The sequence below is a fragment of the Ligilactobacillus sp. MP3 genome (genome assembly GCF_024436335.1).
GTDB classification, from domain to species: Bacteria; Bacillota; Bacilli; order Lactobacillales; family Lactobacillaceae; genus Ligilactobacillus; species Ligilactobacillus salivarius.
In genome coordinates this window covers 87,548-103,760 of record NZ_JANFQI010000007.1, presented here as the reverse complement: position 1 = coordinate 103,760, position 16,213 = coordinate 87,548, and the positions used below count along the sequence as shown (strand labels likewise).

Genomic DNA, 16,213 nt, shown 5'->3' with positions numbered 1-16,213 from the left:
CTAAGCTGGTATCTTATCGAAACGTTTAGAACCATTTGGCCCCCAACCGTGCAAGCTAATATCACTTGACCATGTTGAGTTGTTAAAGAATGCTAACAGTTGGTCAAAGCCACTCTTAATATTCCTATGGCCATCAACTGCATATGCATTGAATGTACTAGGAACATATTGCAATAGTCCTTGAGCTGGTGTGCCTGCTGCCATATTCTGATCCCAAACTTGTTGAGTTACGGTCTGATTTCCACCAGATTCATTAGCAATCAGTGCTTTAATTCGATTTACATCATCGTCGCTTATATTGACTTTCATCTTAGTAGCAGCATTTCGAATAACTGGCCCCCAGTCGCCATTGACTGGTTGTGTTGTTCCCATGTTGTTTTTTAATCCATCTTCAATCAACTTTTTAGGATCTAGCCAGGTTCCATTATTACTAAATGCTGAACCTAAAGCAGCATTAAAGTCGTGCTTAGTAACACCAACGTGCAAATGGTCAGTTGTTCTGATTCCTACAACATCCCCAACTTTTACATGATCGCCAATGTTAACTCTAATATCACTCGCTGAACCAAAAGCTTCTTGATACACGATATTAAAACCGTCACCATTAGTGACAAAATAGTTTCCTAATCCATCCATAGCACCTTTTAAAGTTACTGTTCCATCATGAATAGCTTTAACTTCTGATCCTGGCCAGTTTACTGAACCAAAGTCCAAACCATCGTGAAAGCCATTAGGTCTAAATTCGCCACCTGGATTAACACCAAATAATTGAGCACCGTCAAAACGAATTGTAGCTGGTGGTTTAAATGGCCAGTTCCAAGCTGACCCACTACTGTCGTTAGATTCTTGTTTTGACAAAATATCGTTCCAAAGTTTAATGATTGTTTGTTTTAGCTGATTATTTTCATCAATCAGCATGTTATTTTGATGTTTTAAAACTTGTTGCTCTGCTGATAAGCGTTTCAAATTACGTTCAGTTTGGATATTATCCATACTGTAATCAACTAATCTCTTGACTTGATCACCAACAGTCAGCGTTGACTCTAGTGGTTTGTTCAAATTAATTGTTACACCGACTAAACGTAACCACTCATCTACATTAATTACTGGATTGATTACATGATAATAGTTACCACATTCAAACGAATCAACAGCTAATCCAAGTGGTTGTAAGTCTACTGCATCTAACTCATAAGCTATACGATAGTTTCGCATAGTCTTAAGATACTCTTGGGCTTTGGCCAGAAGATTTTTAGGTTCCTTGATGTTTTCCCAAGTCTTAGTATTAGATACTCTACCAATTGCTTTAATCAATTCAGGGTCTTCAATGTAGTTTTTACCATTATTGACGCTTGATATATTAATTCGTGGTGTTGAAACTTCATTAGTCTTCTCATCATTCTTTTGATCGACTGGAACTTCCTTAGTGGCACCAAATGGATACAATACTGAACAAGTTTTAGAAATATCTGGCTTGGCAGATAAGGTCTTTAAATTTTTGGCCAACTTTATTACTTGTTGTCCTTTAACCTTTTTATCTCTAGTCCAGGATATGTAGTTTCCGTCTTTTCGATAATCAATTGAAATTTCTCCACCTAAATCTTCGTTTTGCAGAAGATCGTTTTTCATCTCTTCAAGAATGCTAATTCCATCCTCAACATAACAATATAAATTATTGGTATTATTAGTAACTGAGTTTTCAGCAATCTTAAATTGTTTCTCAGCATCAACTACTTGCTTGTTATGTTCGTTAATCAATTCAACAAAAAAGTCAGCTGGTTTCTTATCTACTTTTTCCCAACTCAAAATAGAGTCGTTTAGATAAGCCATAGCTGACTCGCATGTTATTTCTTTGTAAAAAGTTCCATCTTCGTTATGCTTGGGATCTACTGCGATTACACGTCCACGAAAGATGTATTTACCTGATTGAGTAACATCGATATAAGTCGTCCATTCTCTTAACTTAAAATATCCAGTGTTGTTTGGATAAATTATAAATGTAAAAGATGATGCAGCACTAACTGTCATAGATACCTTAGCATCGCCCAAAGTATTATTTTTAGTTCCATGAATGACGGTAGTTTCATCGCCATTCCTAATCTTTACTAGATACACTTACAACACTTCCTTATGAAACGAAAACTTGATTGTGCCATTGCCAGATAACTTAATATCATTCCAACCAACATTTAACTTGATTTCGGTTTCTGTGTAGGTTCCGGCATTTAGAGTGACCTTTTCACCATGTGCTTCAACCGTTACATTACCAGTCACAATCAATTTAGGTGATACAGCAGTTGAACTAGCATTATATATCCTTTCGGTTGTTTCCTTATTGACTTCAAACTCTAAGAATTGAGCTACATCGTTGTTAAAGTCAAATGAGTCCCACAAATCATCAGCCATATCATCAACTGAAATCTTGTAAGGATAGCAATTGATTTTGACTTTCAGTGTGCCATAGCCATTATCTTGTGACCACTCTGGAGCTGAACTAATTTCGCCAATAAAGTAATAAAATGGAATAGCAGTATCTTCAATTCTATGCTCAACACCTGGTGTTAACCAATTAATAACTTGTGACTTGATATATTCCATATCTTCTTCTGATAAAGCATTTGGCATCATTACCAAGAAATCATATTCTAAAGTACGCTCTTCATACAAATCACCAAATACTTTCTCATAATCATAGTAGATATTAGAGTTTGGAATTCTAATTCTAGTTTTGGTTTTGTCTGGATAACCAATCATCGCATTTGAAATAGCTAACTTATAAGCTTTGTTAGAATCTACTCCATCTATCTTTACAGATCTAAGTTCCACTATAAACACCCCGTTCTTCTAGAGATATACTCTTAGATTGATAATTATCTACAAATTTACCAATGCTTTGGCCATTCAAGCTTACCGACTGTTCCTTAGATAGAATTGCAGTTAATAATCCTATCATTTGGTTCATCTGTTTTTCTAAAACGCTGGTATCTGTAGAGTTAGCAACAATGATATTAGATGCATTGTCTTGAACGCTTGTACTTGCTTGGAATACTTGCATGTTTGAGTTCAATGTAGGTTTTGCAATAGTACCTTTTGCATATTGCTTTAAGCCTGGAAATTTCTTAGCAGTTTCAGATGCTCTTAAAACTTTAGTCCCACGTGGAGCGTCAAACATAACATTTCGCCCTTGTGGAATAAATGACTCACCAGTTGGCAACTGAACTAATTCCCTAAATGTTCTACCTTTCTGGTCATTAACCATCATCATTCCACCAGGGTGATAGTTAGTACCTTTAGCATTTTTAAAAATCTTCTTTGTAATGCTCTTGAATATGGTTGTTAACGTAACTGTATGATCTTTCTGACTAGAGAAATTCCTAACACTACTTGTAGCTGCATTAGCTGGGCCACTAGCATTATCAATAGCTTTAGCAGTTTTAGCACCACCAGCTGATGTTCCTTTCCATGTTCTAGTTCCTGCAGTAGCTCGGTTAAAGGCTCCACTAGCTTGGTCATAACCCATCGCATTCTTTGGAGCACCTGGGCTAGTCTTTCGATAATTATCAACACTACCCTTAGCACTATCAAAGGCTTGTGATGCATAGTTAACACCTAATGCTGTCTTAGCTCCACCAGTTCCAGTAATACGATATCTATCAACACTAGCTTTAGCAGTATTCATTTGCAAAGATGCAAGATCTAAGGCTTTGGCTTGCTTTGCCTCTCCTGGATTAGCTCTTGACCATGCTTCTAATGCTTCTTTAGCTAATTTTAAGTTTCCACTAGCTTTATCTTCAGCAATGATTTCCTTTAAAGATGAGATAGGTAACCCAGCCCATAAATTATAGTCTGTCATTACTTGTTGCAATTGGTCATTACCTTTAGCGTTAACTATTGCTTCTTTAACTTCAACTGGTTGTGAATTCCATTTTCCCATATCCAATAATGTGGTATATAGTTCTTGGCCACCTTTAGAAACAATCTGTGCTAACTTCTCTTTCATGTCTAAAGAGTCCCATTGATTAGCTTTGAATAAAGCGTCGTTTAAATCTTCCTTGCCTTTTACACCAAAAATAGCTTCTAATTGCTTAAGACTTAAACTATTCCAAAGATTTGCACTTTGTAACGATTGAATCAATTCTTGATTACCATGAGCATTCACAATAGCTTCTTTTTGCTCAATAGTAAGGTTATTCCATTCTTTTGTATCGTGGAATAATTTGTAAAACTCTTTAGCACCCTTATCCTCAATATATGCTAGTTGTTGCTTAAGCGTTAAAGTATTCCATTGGCCAAGTCTCATCAATAGGTCAACAATTACTTTATTATCCCCATTTACAACAGCTTCTTGAGTCTTCATGTCAAGATTGTTCCATTCATGAATCTTTTCTAAAAGTTCCATCGCCTTTTTAGATGCTTTATCATGAATAATCATATCTTGTTCTTTTGGTGTGAGCTTATTCCAATAATTCATTTGGAAAATTGCATCTACAATATCTTTCTTGCCATCAGCGTGAATAATTGCATTTTTAACATCTAAACTTAAGTCAACCCATTCACCAGATTCTTCAAGTAACTTAACAAAGTCTTGAGTTCCTTCCGTTTTAATTAAAGCCTTTTGCTCTTTCCAAGTTAGACTATCCCATTTCTTAGCATAGATTAAAGCTGTGGCCACTTCAGACTTAGCATTAGTGCTTAACTTACCTTCTTTTAAAAGCAGTTTAATCTGATTCCACTTTTTAGATGACTTAACAGCTTTGTTAATCTCTTCTTGAGCATTCGTGCGAACTTCTCCAGTTTTGCTATCAAAGACTAAGTTATTCCACATCTTAGCAGCACTCTTCATAGATTTGGACATATTATTTGTTTCTTTAACAACAACACCTGTGTTTTCACTAGCTGATTTAGCTTGTCTGCGTAACTCAGCCATACCATTCTTATATGATAATCCAGCCTCAAGCATATCTTGCTTAATGCTTTGAGTACTTTCATGATTAGCTTTGGCCACTTTAATATATGCTGCAGCTGTTTTAGCACTAGATTCATCCAAGTTCTTACTTAGTGTTTTATATCCAGCTTTATATTCTGCAGAGTTTGCACCATAAGCTTTCTTAAGTTGCTTAGCTTGGTCATAAAAATGTTTAACTTCTTTACGTTGATAATCAATTAATTCGTTCTCTGCATTTTGTCTTTGAGCAGTTGTCATGTTCTTAACATCATTATTCAATGCAGCCATGATTGTTTTACGCTTAGATCCTGTAATCTTCAAAGCATTTAACTCATCTTCTTGCATTTGCAAATTATAGTTTTGCAACATCGCACGTTGTTCAGCTGTTAATTGAGATACTTTATTGCCATGATTCTTTAAGATGTTTTGAGCTTGTTCTTCGTTCTTCTGAGCATCTTGTAAGTTCTTATTCAACCTATCTTGCTCTTTTTGAGCAGCTGATAGAACAGACTTCTGAACATCTTCATCTAGTCCTTTTAATCCATCTTCAATCTCTTTCTTTCGAGTTTGAACTGTTTTAGAGATAGTGCCTAACTCTCTTGAAAAGTTTGCAGACATATTAGCAGTGCTTGTCCTAGATGCTTCTTCCATATTTGATAATGAATCAGAAATTTGTTGAGTAGAGTTCTGCATACTACTTAAAGCTTTATCAGCAGTAGCACCAACATCTGACCCCCAGCGAGCAGTTCTCTCAGATGATTGAATTAATTTTTTCCCAAACAATTCATATGCTGCTACACCTAAGCCAATTGCTGCAACAGTACCTAAAACATACGGATTTAATAGTGAAAAAGCACCACTAGCACCACTTACTGCAGTTCCTAAACCTGTAGCACTTACAGCACCTGCATCCATAGCAGCATTTACCGCTGAAGTTGCTGCAGCTCCAGCTTTCCATGCTCTAAAGAAACCAGTTATTTTAACTGTTCCAGTAGCTATACTACCTATTGACTTTAACAATGTTCCTAAAGTTAAAGCCAAAGGCCCTACTGCTGCAGTCGCTAAAGCTGAATAAATGATGAACTTCTGCATTCCATCGCCCATATTAGAGAAACTTTCAATCCATTCAGATGCTTTATCGATAACTGGAGTTAAGGCAGGTAATAGCTTTTGACCAATTTCAATAGATAATACATGAACAGATTCTTTAAATCTAGCCATTTTATTAGCATCAGTATTGTTTAATTGATCTGCAATCTTAGATGTAGTACCTGATGCGTTTTGTGCTTCTTTAGTATACTTTCTAAGTTCACCGCCACCAGCTGAGATTAAAGCATTCATACCAGCTTGAGCTTCAGTACCAAAAGCCATTGCAATTGCTGCTGAACGTTGCTCATCTGTCCAGCCTTTTGTATTTTTCTTGATTTTATCAATAATACTTGGCAAGGTCAGAGTACCTTTCTTGAAATCAGCAATATTAATTCCCATCTCTTTAAATCCTTGAGCATTTTGTTTAGATGGTTTAATCATACGTGTTAATGCACTACGTAAAGCAGTACCAGCAACTGAACCTTCAATACCACGATTGGCCATGATACCTAATACTGCAGCAGTCTGTTCTAAAGACATATTAGTAGCGTGAGCTGTTGGCCCTACATAAGTCATCGCTTCCCCTAAATCTGCAAAACCTGCAGCAGTTTTATTTGCAATAAAAGTAAGGGTATCAGTAACACGATTGGTATTCTTCAGCATTCCAGCAGTTGACTTAGATTGTAGTCCAAATTGTTCCAATACAGATGTCGATGTATGCATAACTGTATTAAAATCGTCACCAGATGCTTTAGCAGCATTTAGAACACTAGGCATCGCACCTAATGTTTGTTCAGCACTATAACCTCTACGAACCATTTCGGCCATACCTTCATTTATAGAACTTGTAGAAATTCCATATTGTTTTGACCAATCCATTGATGCTTGTGACATTTGCTGAAGTTCTGCTCTATATTTGCTTGTAACAGCTTTACCATTTGTAAGTAATGGCCCAATTGCTTGAATTTGAGAATTGAAGTCTACTGCTGACTTTGTAGCATAGACAAAGCCTGCAGCTAACGGAGCTGTTATTTTAGTAGTAGCACTTTTACCAAATGATGTGAGTTTTTCGCCTACTGAACTTGCAGCTTTCCCCATTGAATTTAATTTACCAGTAAATCCAGTGGTTTCAGTTCTAGCTATTGCCATCGCTTTAGCATTCTGAATAAGTTGCTGATTTAATGCAGCAACCTTACCACGTGCATCATTATATTGTTGTGCATATCTAGCTGTTGCTCTAGTCCATTCACCTGACTTAGTAATTGATCCTTGATACTGTTTCTGCAAAGCTTTCATATGATTAGTTTGAGCTTCTAAAACACGATTTAGTCCTCTTTGCTTAGCAGCTAAAGCGTCATATTTACTTCCAGCTGCATTCATAACTGCCATATTTGACCGCATTTCAGACATTGTATTTTTAATAGCTTGCTTGGTACCAGATAATTGGCTCTTGAATTTAGAGTCTTTTAAGTCCATCTCAATCGCAACTTTACCTAATACTTCTTCATCTGCCATTTAATCTCCTCCTTTCTCGATAAATTCAAATAGCGAATGTACCTTTTTCTTTTGCTTAGGTTTAGATACAACCTTAACCAAAGCGTTGAAATCAGTATCCAGTACATCATTTATAGAAAATTTATAGGATTGCACTAGACTTCTGATGAAATCCCAAATGTATTCTTTAGCTTGTAGCGGAGTTAGTTCATCTCCGCTAAGGTTTCCGGGTCAGTAATACCCATGATTTGGTTATTGAAATTTTGGACAAAAAGGTCATATCCTGGGCCACTTACTCCATCTAAAATTTCATCTGAAGTAATTCCCATAGTTTTAGCTATAATCTCAGCTGTTGCTCTGACGTATTCAGCTTGTGTCTTGTATTTCTTACCTAATACATCTAAGTAATCAAGCATAGTACGAGTAGATACCCAGTTTTGTGTTATTACCTTATCTTTGCCTTGAGCGTCTTTGATTTTTAACTCAATCATCTTTTTTCCTCCTAAAAAAATAAAGAGATTAGCGAATGTTATCTTCGTCTAATCTCTTTAACAAATTTCTATGCACCTACATCAACTAAAAGAACTTTTTGATTAATTTCTTTAATTGCAGCTTCTTCAGCACCTGCATATTTAGCCATGTATTGGCCACCAAATGTTTCATCACTTAAAGGATTAGCACTAGCTGTAAAAGTATATTTTTCATTTTCAGGTTCAAAGTCAGAACCAACTTCAAGAGTCTTCATTGTGTCTCCATCTTTGGAAAATACACCGTAAAAGAATCCAACTAAAGCAGTATTTCCTTTTGCATCGCTAGATTCAAGAGTGATTGCACAATATGGTGCTTCAGTATCTTTGCCTGTTAATTGAACACCATTAGTTGTTTCCTTACGTCCTAAAATAACTGTTTCCACTTTTTGTGGAACATCTAATAATTCAAATTCAACCTTAGGTGCATCTACACCCTTACGACTGATATAGTAAGCAACGTTAGATGCTGATGTTACTTTAGCTTCTTTGGAAATTCCAGAAATTTCAGCTTGAACAACACCACCAGCGTCAGCTTTACCTTCAATAACAAGTTGGTCGCCTTTTGCTGTCATCTTTGTTCCATCAAAATTAAGTGGTTGAATTCGTACACGTTCAAAACCTACGTACATAATTAATACCCCGTTTCATATAATTTAGTTTTTAATTTATATCTTCGTGCGTCTACATAATGTTTAGTCTCATCAAAATACTCATCTAATCCTTGCCCGTTAATGCGAGTATATCCAAGTGGTTTGAGTACTTCTTCTACTTTTGATTGCAATTCTTTGCACATCATACGAACAGTAGACTGAACATCAATTTGCACTGTTATTTCTTGCTGAGCTGATTTATCAGACATACTAATTGAACTCTCAGGCGGTTTATAAGGTCTGATAAGGATAAATGTCTGTGGTAAAGCACCATCTGGCTCCTGATAGTAATAGATATGATGTTTCTTACCATCTAGCGTTGCCTTTTCGATAACTGTTTCTTTTAAAAACGAAGAGTAAATCTCAGACAAAGCGTCTTTCATAAATCCACCATCCTTTTCAAATACTCAACTTGAGTATCCTTAATTTCATCTTTCATACCTGAGAATGCTTTTTGAACAACACCAAGTCCTCTAGGTGAATAGGTTCTACCATTACGTGTATATCCCCACTCATTAAGATGGACTAATCGCCAACGTGATTTACCACCTTCCCATCCAACTTTTACGCTTAGATGTCCAGCTTTTTTTCTTGGTTTACCAGCAGTTACTTCTCGAACTGTTGCACCAGTATCTCTATATGATTCAACTGCATACTTAAGTTGATATTTGGCATAGGTTGCTCCCATTTTTAAAGCTTGTCGTTCAATTTGGTCTAACTTACGACTAGAAAATTTGTTTTCTAGCTTGCTTATTACTTCATCAACACCAGTGATAGTAAAGCCTCCATTCATTGAACCGCCCCCAATACAATCGTTACAAAGCGATCATCATCAAAGTCTGGGCGAACTTCTAATACATTCCATTCAATCCCACGATAACGATAATCGCTAATAGTTACTGTCATAGAAACATCTGGAATAAATTGTCCCCTGGTATCAGGCATAACAATTGTTACCCCTTGCTTTACTCCTGCAGAATTTAGAACAGTATAGTCCTTAGCAGATGGTGAATAAGCAAAACATAAAGCTGAATAGACTTCAGTTTGTCCTGTTGCATTTGGCTCTGGACTATCAATTTCACTAGCACCAAAGAAAGTTACTGGTATTCTAAAATCGCCAAAGCTATACTTCTGTTTCATTGCTATCACCTTCATCATCTGCCAATAGTTGAGTAGACAAGCCTAACAGAACAGATTGATAGCGTTCTTCGAATTCATCTAAGCTATCGTTGTAAGCATATCGAACTCGATTAAGTACCAGTTCATCGTACTCATCGCCAGTATCAATTCCTGTCATACGTGTAATTGCAGCTTGAGATTGCTTTAACAATTTTGTTAAATAATCATCTTCTACACTATGGAAAATGTGCAGATGTGCTTTTACATCATCTAGAGTTGTTGTCATTTAATCACCTACTGATTATCCTTTTGGGCCTTCACTTACTGCTGCAGTAGTTACTTTTAAGTCATACACTTTAGCAGCATTGTCATCTTGTGCCTTACCATAAACAAAACGCTTAGCTGTGTATAATGTTCCATCTTCTAAAGCTAGAGTTTGGTCAAATTGTTTAATGACAATATCTCCAGCTGTGTATGCATCATAACGTTCTGGGATAAATGCAATTACTTTATTTTCTGGAACATATTCAGATTCAACAGTTGTAATACCGTAAGGCAAAGCGTATACGTATTGTCCATTGACATTTTGCATTGTATTAGCAGCTTCAATATCAATTGATGCACCAGGTTGAACAGCTAATACAACTTTTCCACGAGCTACAAAAACTTCGCCATTTTCTTTTTTAGATAAATCTTTTACAACTTTGGCAAGTTCTTTAATACCAGTTTTATTATCAGCAAAAGTCAACGTACCAGAAGATGTTTTTTCAGGATATACACCACCAGAAACAGAAACGTCTTTTTGAACTTGGCGGTTTAATCCAATAGGTTTATTGTTGCCATCGCCTGTTAAGAATGCAGATTCTAACGCTGCAGCAAATGCTTCTTGAATTTGTGTAGTAACAAATGTCTTAATCCATGCAGCACCATATTCCAATACATCATTAGGAACAGCAATAAATGCTGTTAGCTTAGATTGCTTTGCATCTTCATCGCTGAATGTTGCTGTAAGTTGCCCTTGAATATTTCCTGAAATCTTACCCCATTGAGCAGCACCTTTTGCGTCTGATTTCAAGAATTTAAGGCGTAAACCTGTATTTTGTAATCCAATTAAATTTAAGAAAGCATGATCTTTCTTTAAATCTTCAAAAATTTTATCGATTGTAGTTTCTGGGAAAACCACTTCCTCAGATTCTTTATGTGATAAATTACCTGCTGCTAATTCATTGAAGAATTTACGTTCAGTTTCATTCATGTCATCAGCTTTGGCAGCATCTAAGCCTTTCATACGTTCATTAACTGCATTATCAATGTAGTTCACAGCGTCTGTTGAGAATGCATTCATCATATTTTCAAATGCTTTTTCTTGATCTTCAGTAGGAACACCGTCACTAACTGCCTTCGCATATAGTTTTTGTTGTTCTTTAAAATTTGATAATTGATTTAAATTAATAGGCATTAACTTTTCCTCCTAAAATAAAAAAGCTCTAAAACCTTGATTTTTAGGTTCAGAACTTTCTTGATATTTTTTAATTGCGTCATCTAAAGCATTTCTAAGCATTGTTTCATCAAAATTGAATTTGACTACACTTGCATGCTTTTTTAATCCTTCATTTTCATCCATTAAATCTTTGAACTTAGCAATAACAGCTTTAGGCAATGGTGAACTCAAGCTTGCTACTAATTCAGGTTCTTGATTTTTACCGCTCATTATAGAGTCAGCAAATCCTAATTCAACTGCTCTATCAGCTGTAAGCCAGGTTTCTTTATCCATCATATCTAGAATTTCATCTCTAGATATTCCTGTTTTACCTTCATAAGCATTCGCTAAAGATTCATTGGCAGTCTTTAAAATTTCTGATATCTTATCCATATCATGATAATCGCCAACTCCACCACTTGTAACATTATGAATCATAATTCTACCAACTGGACTAATATTTACTTGGTCGCCAGCCATCGCTATAACCGATGCGGAACTTGCAGCTAAACCAGTAATATTAATTGTCACTTTACCTTTATACGCTCTAAGCTTTGTGTAGATATCAGATCCCGCGTTTACAGATCCACCATTTGAATTAATGTCAATTTCTAAGTCTTCGCCACTTTCAATAGCATTATCGAAGTCTACTGGAGCAATGCAATCCATTCCAAAAACTTTATAGATCCATTTATCGCTATTATCAACAACTAATCCTCGTGCATTAATTTTCATCTGTTTCACCTCCTTTCGAGTAGTTCTTAGTAATGTAAAACTCATCTAAATCAGGGTCATCAGATTTTTCTAACCCTAATAATTCACGAATTTCATTTCTTGTAACTGCACCACTTGCAACTAATTTGTCAATTGGTTCAGCTAGACTAAAGATATCTTTTTTATTTTTACCAACAATCTGATATTCTTCGTTGGCATAATTACTTACTAGCTTTGAATTGATTTCATCTAAAATCAATTGATAAAAGAATTGTAGTGTTCCATTGTTAAATGAATCTTCCAATCCACCAATTTCTGTTGGTGTTTCAAATAATAGATTTTCTGGAATTCCTAAAATATCAGCAACAGTAGCAATAGCATCTTTTCTAAGTTGCTTAATTTGTTCAAACTGTTGTTGAGTATTGGACTTAGTTCCACCAATTTCTTGATATTCAAAACCGTTAGTTAATGGAACTACCGCTACATCTCTGTTTTTAAATGAATTAAAAATCTTATCAAGGTAGTTTTGTAATTCCTTCTGACGTTTATCTTGAGTACCAGAAGTTAAGTTGGATTTCAAAATTCCCCTAATTTGATTGTTTCTCATCTGAATATCTACCATACGTCCAAGCATAGTACCGTAATCAGAGAATAAACTGTTAGTATAATTCTCTAACCTTGTATTTTGATAATTCAGATAAATTACATCAGACATATTGTAGGTACGTTCAAACCTATATCCACGTACATAAACACCATTGAAAGTATCATCTAAATTAGCGTATTTATTATGAACAAATGACTCAGCCACTAATAGATCTTTTGTATCATTAACGATGATTAAACACTCGCCTTCATAGATTAATCTATGGATAACATGTTCCCAAAATTGTGTAGCTGTTTCATTTCGATTAGGTCTAGTATTCAACTTGTACAAAGAGTCATCATTTACAAACTTGCCATTTTTTAAATGCTTAAATTTAGCTTGAGCAAATCTTCGTGCAATAAAATTGACCCCAGCATCTAAAGCAACTCGCTTAAGATAAGCTCTAGTGCTTGCGTCTTGAAAGTCCCAATCAACATCTAATGCATATGTTGGTTCAGTTGTTGCACCAAATAAATTACTAAAAATTCCCAAGAAACCACCTCCTTAATTAGAAATCTAATCCATCTAAAAGTATTAACTCTTCATCCATATCTGCATCGCTAATCTCATCTGCTCTATATAACGAATACAAAAAAGCCATAAAACCATCAGTTTTACGGCGGTGTTGTTCTTTCTTTTCATAAGACTTATTACCAGTCTTATCAATCTTTACTTCAACATTATTCGTATACCATCGCATCATTGGGTCATCTTCCCAAATAAAACGATTGTTAGCAAAGCCATCTTCAATTCTAGGTGCTAATAATGCTGAAATTGCTCTAGGATTTTTAATAACTTCAACTTCAAATCCAGCATCTTCAAAATATTTCCTAAGTAGCTCAGCTCTAAAATTATCCATGATAACTTTTTTAATATTGTACTTCTGACGCTGTTGGATAAACCACATTACTACTGTACTTGGTTCAATAGTATTAGTATTAATAACATCTACTAGCCCACGCTTTTCCCAATCAGCAATCGGAGCCACTACTTTTTTAGAAAACTCATCTTGCTTTCTGCCATAGCTATACATCTTTTGAACAAATTCTTTACGTGCAAATGAGTGATGTTTAAATAGATAATCTTCCCCGTTTCTGAACAATAAACCACATGCGGTAAAATCTCGAATTGATGCAAAATCAACAGCAGCTATACACTCACGTCCATCAAGCTTAACTGGATATTTTCTATTAGTTGCTTTTATCTCATCATACGGAGCAACAGAACGTTCCAAAGCTAAAGCTGGCATATTCATTCGTTTAGTCATAAACTCGTCTGTTTTAGATGGTTCATAAACCAATGTCTCATATTCACTTTTAACCTTAGCAAATAATCTTTGGCCATATTCAGATAATGGTTTGCTAAACATAGGATTAGCCTTTTCCCAATTTTTAGAATCGTTGACGTCCTCTCTTTTATCAAGCTTACAAATGAAAGGAAACATCATGTCAGCGGGTGCTTCACGATTTAAAACGTGATTGGCAATTTCCTTTTGCTTATCTAGATAACCATCTCTAACATAGCCATCTGAACCAATCTTAAACTCTCTAGCGTCCTTTACCTTACCAAGTCCTGATTCATGAACCTTAACATTAGCATTATCTGCATATTGATGAACTTCATCAAAAATAACTGCACCATCACGTAAACCGTCTTTAGTGTTACCGTTAGATGTACGATAAGCAAATTTAGACTTTGTTGCATATGAAATTATTTCTGTTTTGTTATTTTTAAAAGCCTTTTGAAGTTTTGGATTCATTTCAATCGCATCATGTACTTCAGTTACAGATGTCATAGCCTGTTCTTCAGAGTTGGCCACAACAGAAACATTATATCCAGGTATTCCATTCAATTCAGAAATTAAAAAGTTAGCTACCCCTGATATTAAGCCATTTTTACCAGCTCCACGTCCCATGAGTAATAGGAAATTGTCATAAAATAAAAGGCCATTGCTACGTCTTAAAAAAATAAATGCAATAATGAACTTCTGGAATGGTTTCAATTCAAAGTACCATTTTTCAATAAATCTGATGCATTTCTCAATTCTCTCTTCATCAAAATAAACATCTTGAGTCAAGACATCATTTTCGATTAAATCCAGTAATTTAATTCGTTCTTCGTTAAGAACAAGTTGGCCACTTTTATAAAGTTCGATATATTCTTCAACATATCTCATATTAGGTCACTTTCTTTATAGCCTGCTTCAGCAAGTGCTTTAACTCCAGGTGGTGGAGCTGAAAGCCCCATGTCTTTAGATAGGTTTATCATTTGTGCATTAATCTTGGCCATCTCACTTACAGCTGGGTTAGTTTTAATGTACTTCTGCGAACCATTCTTTATTTCAGTTAAAATATTTTTAGAATTAACTTTCTTTTCTAAAGAGTAATAAACGTTAGCTAAAGTACAGTAACGCTCAACTTTCTCAACTTGAACTGGGTTGCTAACGTCTATTTGTTCCATAAGATATTTCTTAACCAAAGCAGTAATTTTTTTATCTTTCAATTATCCCCACCCCCCTTATGTGAAAAAATCGGCTTTTTTTGTGGAAATTAACCCCATCCCACCGGTCGCCCGTTTGTCGGAATTGACCAAACTTTTTGACCCGGGGGGATTAATCCCATCGTTCATCATCCCATTTTGGTGGTTTTCTATGTTTTTTGCTACTGTATTTCATTCGATTATGTCTTTGATTATGATGATCCTTACATAGTGTTCTAAGATTATCTAAGTCCAAAGCATACTCTGGATAGTGTTCCAAGTCCTTGATATGGTCTACTTCAAGCACACCTGATGACACTCTACCTTCATCCTTGCACCATTGGCATTCATAGTTATCACGAGCCAATGCTTGTTGTCTTAAGTCTGCCCATTCTTTAGAGTGATAGAACTCTACTCGTTCAGCCTTATCCAAATACATCGCCACCTTTAATAACATATCTATTCATCTAACTTAAATGCTCTATTATGTACATGACTATAAGCATCAAAGTAAAGTTCGTTCTTATCACCGTTGTATGTTACTTCATAATACATACCATCAACAATTGTAGTTGACAACAGTGCTTTGTTGTTCTGCAGCGTTCTGTTTAACCACACAACATACACATCGCCTGTACTGATATGTACTGGTTGATTGATACTGTTTAAATTCATAAACGTGTTAGTGTACTCAACTACTTTCTCTTTACATAATTCTATAAACTTATCATTATCCATTAGATACACCGCCTTTAAATTATACGTATAAAATATTTATTATCCTATTGACACACGTATTATATACGTATATAATATATATTGTTGAAAGGATGTGAGAATGTGCAACGTTTCAAACTAGAAAAGCTATTTAGAAAGAAAAGTTGGTATCTATTGAGACATGGTAGCAATCATGACCTTTGGACTAATGGTACTAAGATAGAGGAAATACCAAGACATCCAGAAGTAAAGGAAAGACTTGCTAAACACCTTATCAATAAACACCATCTAAAATAGCTTTAAAAAGGGATTGGAAACAGTCCCTGTTTGTTGCACACTAATCACAAATAC

Annotated in this window: 17 protein-coding genes; 1 reads left to right on the top strand and 16 read right to left on the bottom strand. The window is 35.4% G+C overall.

Annotation, left to right across the window (positions count from 1 at the left end):
* From NOU10_RS09495 to NOU10_RS06690, 16 genes are all read right to left on the bottom strand, one after another.
* A complete protein-coding gene (locus NOU10_RS09495; RefSeq protein WP_370687298.1) occupies positions 1-2,115 on the bottom strand; it encodes a phage tail protein in 2,115 nt (704 codons plus the stop codon).
* Entirely contained in the window at positions 2,116-2,826 is a 711-nt protein-coding gene (locus tag NOU10_RS06760) for a phage tail family protein (RefSeq protein ID WP_255906386.1), read from the bottom strand.
* Entirely contained in the window at positions 2,816-7,549 is a 4,734-nt protein-coding gene (locus NOU10_RS06755; RefSeq protein ID WP_255906385.1) for a phage tail tape measure protein, read from the bottom strand. Before NOU10_RS06755 ends, NOU10_RS06760 begins: the two co-directional genes overlap by 11 nt.
* A gap of 182 nt (positions 7,550-7,731) precedes the next feature.
* A complete protein-coding gene (gpG, locus tag NOU10_RS06750; protein ID WP_255906384.1) occupies positions 7,732-8,019 on the bottom strand; it encodes a phage tail assembly chaperone G in 288 nt (95 codons plus the stop codon).
* Between the two features lie 68 nt (positions 8,020-8,087).
* Positions 8,088-8,687: a major tail protein gene (locus NOU10_RS06745; RefSeq protein ID WP_255906383.1), complete on the bottom strand. Its 600-nt coding sequence runs from the start codon at positions 8,685-8,687 to the stop codon at positions 8,088-8,090.
* A 2-nt stretch (positions 8,688-8,689) separates the two neighbouring features.
* Entirely contained in the window at positions 8,690-9,091 is a 402-nt protein-coding gene (locus NOU10_RS06740; RefSeq protein WP_161022415.1) for a hypothetical protein, read from the bottom strand.
* Positions 9,088-9,501 carry an HK97-gp10 family putative phage morphogenesis protein gene (locus NOU10_RS06735; RefSeq protein ID WP_255906382.1) on the bottom strand — a complete coding sequence of 138 codons (414 nt, stop codon included), beginning with the start codon at positions 9,499-9,501 and terminating at the stop codon, positions 9,088-9,090. Before NOU10_RS06735 ends, NOU10_RS06740 begins: the two co-directional genes overlap by 4 nt.
* Positions 9,498-9,848: a hypothetical protein gene (locus NOU10_RS06730; RefSeq protein ID WP_241690394.1), complete on the bottom strand. Its 351-nt coding sequence runs from the start codon at positions 9,846-9,848 to the stop codon at positions 9,498-9,500. The genes NOU10_RS06735 and NOU10_RS06730 overlap by 4 nt, the downstream gene beginning before the upstream one ends.
* Positions 9,832-10,113, bottom strand: coding sequence for a head-tail connector protein (locus NOU10_RS06725; protein WP_255906381.1), 282 nt, complete (start codon positions 10,111-10,113; stop codon positions 9,832-9,834). The genes NOU10_RS06730 and NOU10_RS06725 overlap by 17 nt, the downstream gene beginning before the upstream one ends.
* A gap of 15 nt (positions 10,114-10,128) precedes the next feature.
* Positions 10,129-11,286 (bottom strand): phage major capsid protein, encoded by a 1,158-nt coding sequence (locus NOU10_RS06720; RefSeq protein WP_255906380.1) that lies wholly within the window; start codon positions 11,284-11,286, stop codon positions 10,129-10,131.
* 12 nt (positions 11,287-11,298) lie between these two features.
* On the bottom strand, positions 11,299-12,042 hold the full coding sequence (locus tag NOU10_RS06715) for a head maturation protease, ClpP-related (RefSeq protein ID WP_255906379.1): 744 nt from the start codon (positions 12,040-12,042) through the stop codon (positions 11,299-11,301).
* Positions 12,032-13,159, bottom strand: a complete 1,128-nt coding sequence (locus NOU10_RS06710) for a phage portal protein (RefSeq protein ID WP_255906378.1) — start codon at positions 13,157-13,159, stop codon at positions 12,032-12,034. The genes NOU10_RS06715 and NOU10_RS06710 overlap by 11 nt, the downstream gene beginning before the upstream one ends.
* 16 nt (positions 13,160-13,175) lie before the next feature.
* Positions 13,176-14,843, bottom strand: coding sequence for a terminase TerL endonuclease subunit (locus NOU10_RS06705; RefSeq protein WP_255906377.1), 1,668 nt, complete (start codon positions 14,841-14,843; stop codon positions 13,176-13,178).
* The gene (locus NOU10_RS06700; RefSeq protein WP_225438794.1) at positions 14,840-15,169 is read right to left on the bottom strand and encodes a P27 family phage terminase small subunit; all 330 of its coding nucleotides are present in this window, start codon (positions 15,167-15,169) and stop codon (positions 14,840-14,842) included. The genes NOU10_RS06705 and NOU10_RS06700 overlap by 4 nt, the downstream gene beginning before the upstream one ends.
* 109 nt (positions 15,170-15,278) lie before the next feature.
* Complete coding sequence (locus tag NOU10_RS06695) at positions 15,279-15,584, bottom strand: HNH endonuclease (protein WP_255906400.1); 306 nt, start codon at positions 15,582-15,584, stop codon at positions 15,279-15,281.
* A 20-nt stretch (positions 15,585-15,604) separates the two neighbouring features.
* Positions 15,605-15,883: a DUF6275 family protein gene (locus NOU10_RS06690; protein ID WP_255906399.1), complete on the bottom strand. Its 279-nt coding sequence runs from the start codon at positions 15,881-15,883 to the stop codon at positions 15,605-15,607.
* Positions 15,884-15,985: 102 nt separating this feature from the next.
* On the opposite strand from NOU10_RS06690, the gene NOU10_RS06685 reads away from it, so the two are divergent.
* Positions 15,986-16,159, top strand: coding sequence for a type II toxin-antitoxin system HicA family toxin (locus tag NOU10_RS06685; RefSeq protein WP_255906376.1), 174 nt, complete (start codon positions 15,986-15,988; stop codon positions 16,157-16,159).
* The last annotated feature ends 54 nt before the right edge of the window (positions 16,160-16,213 follow it).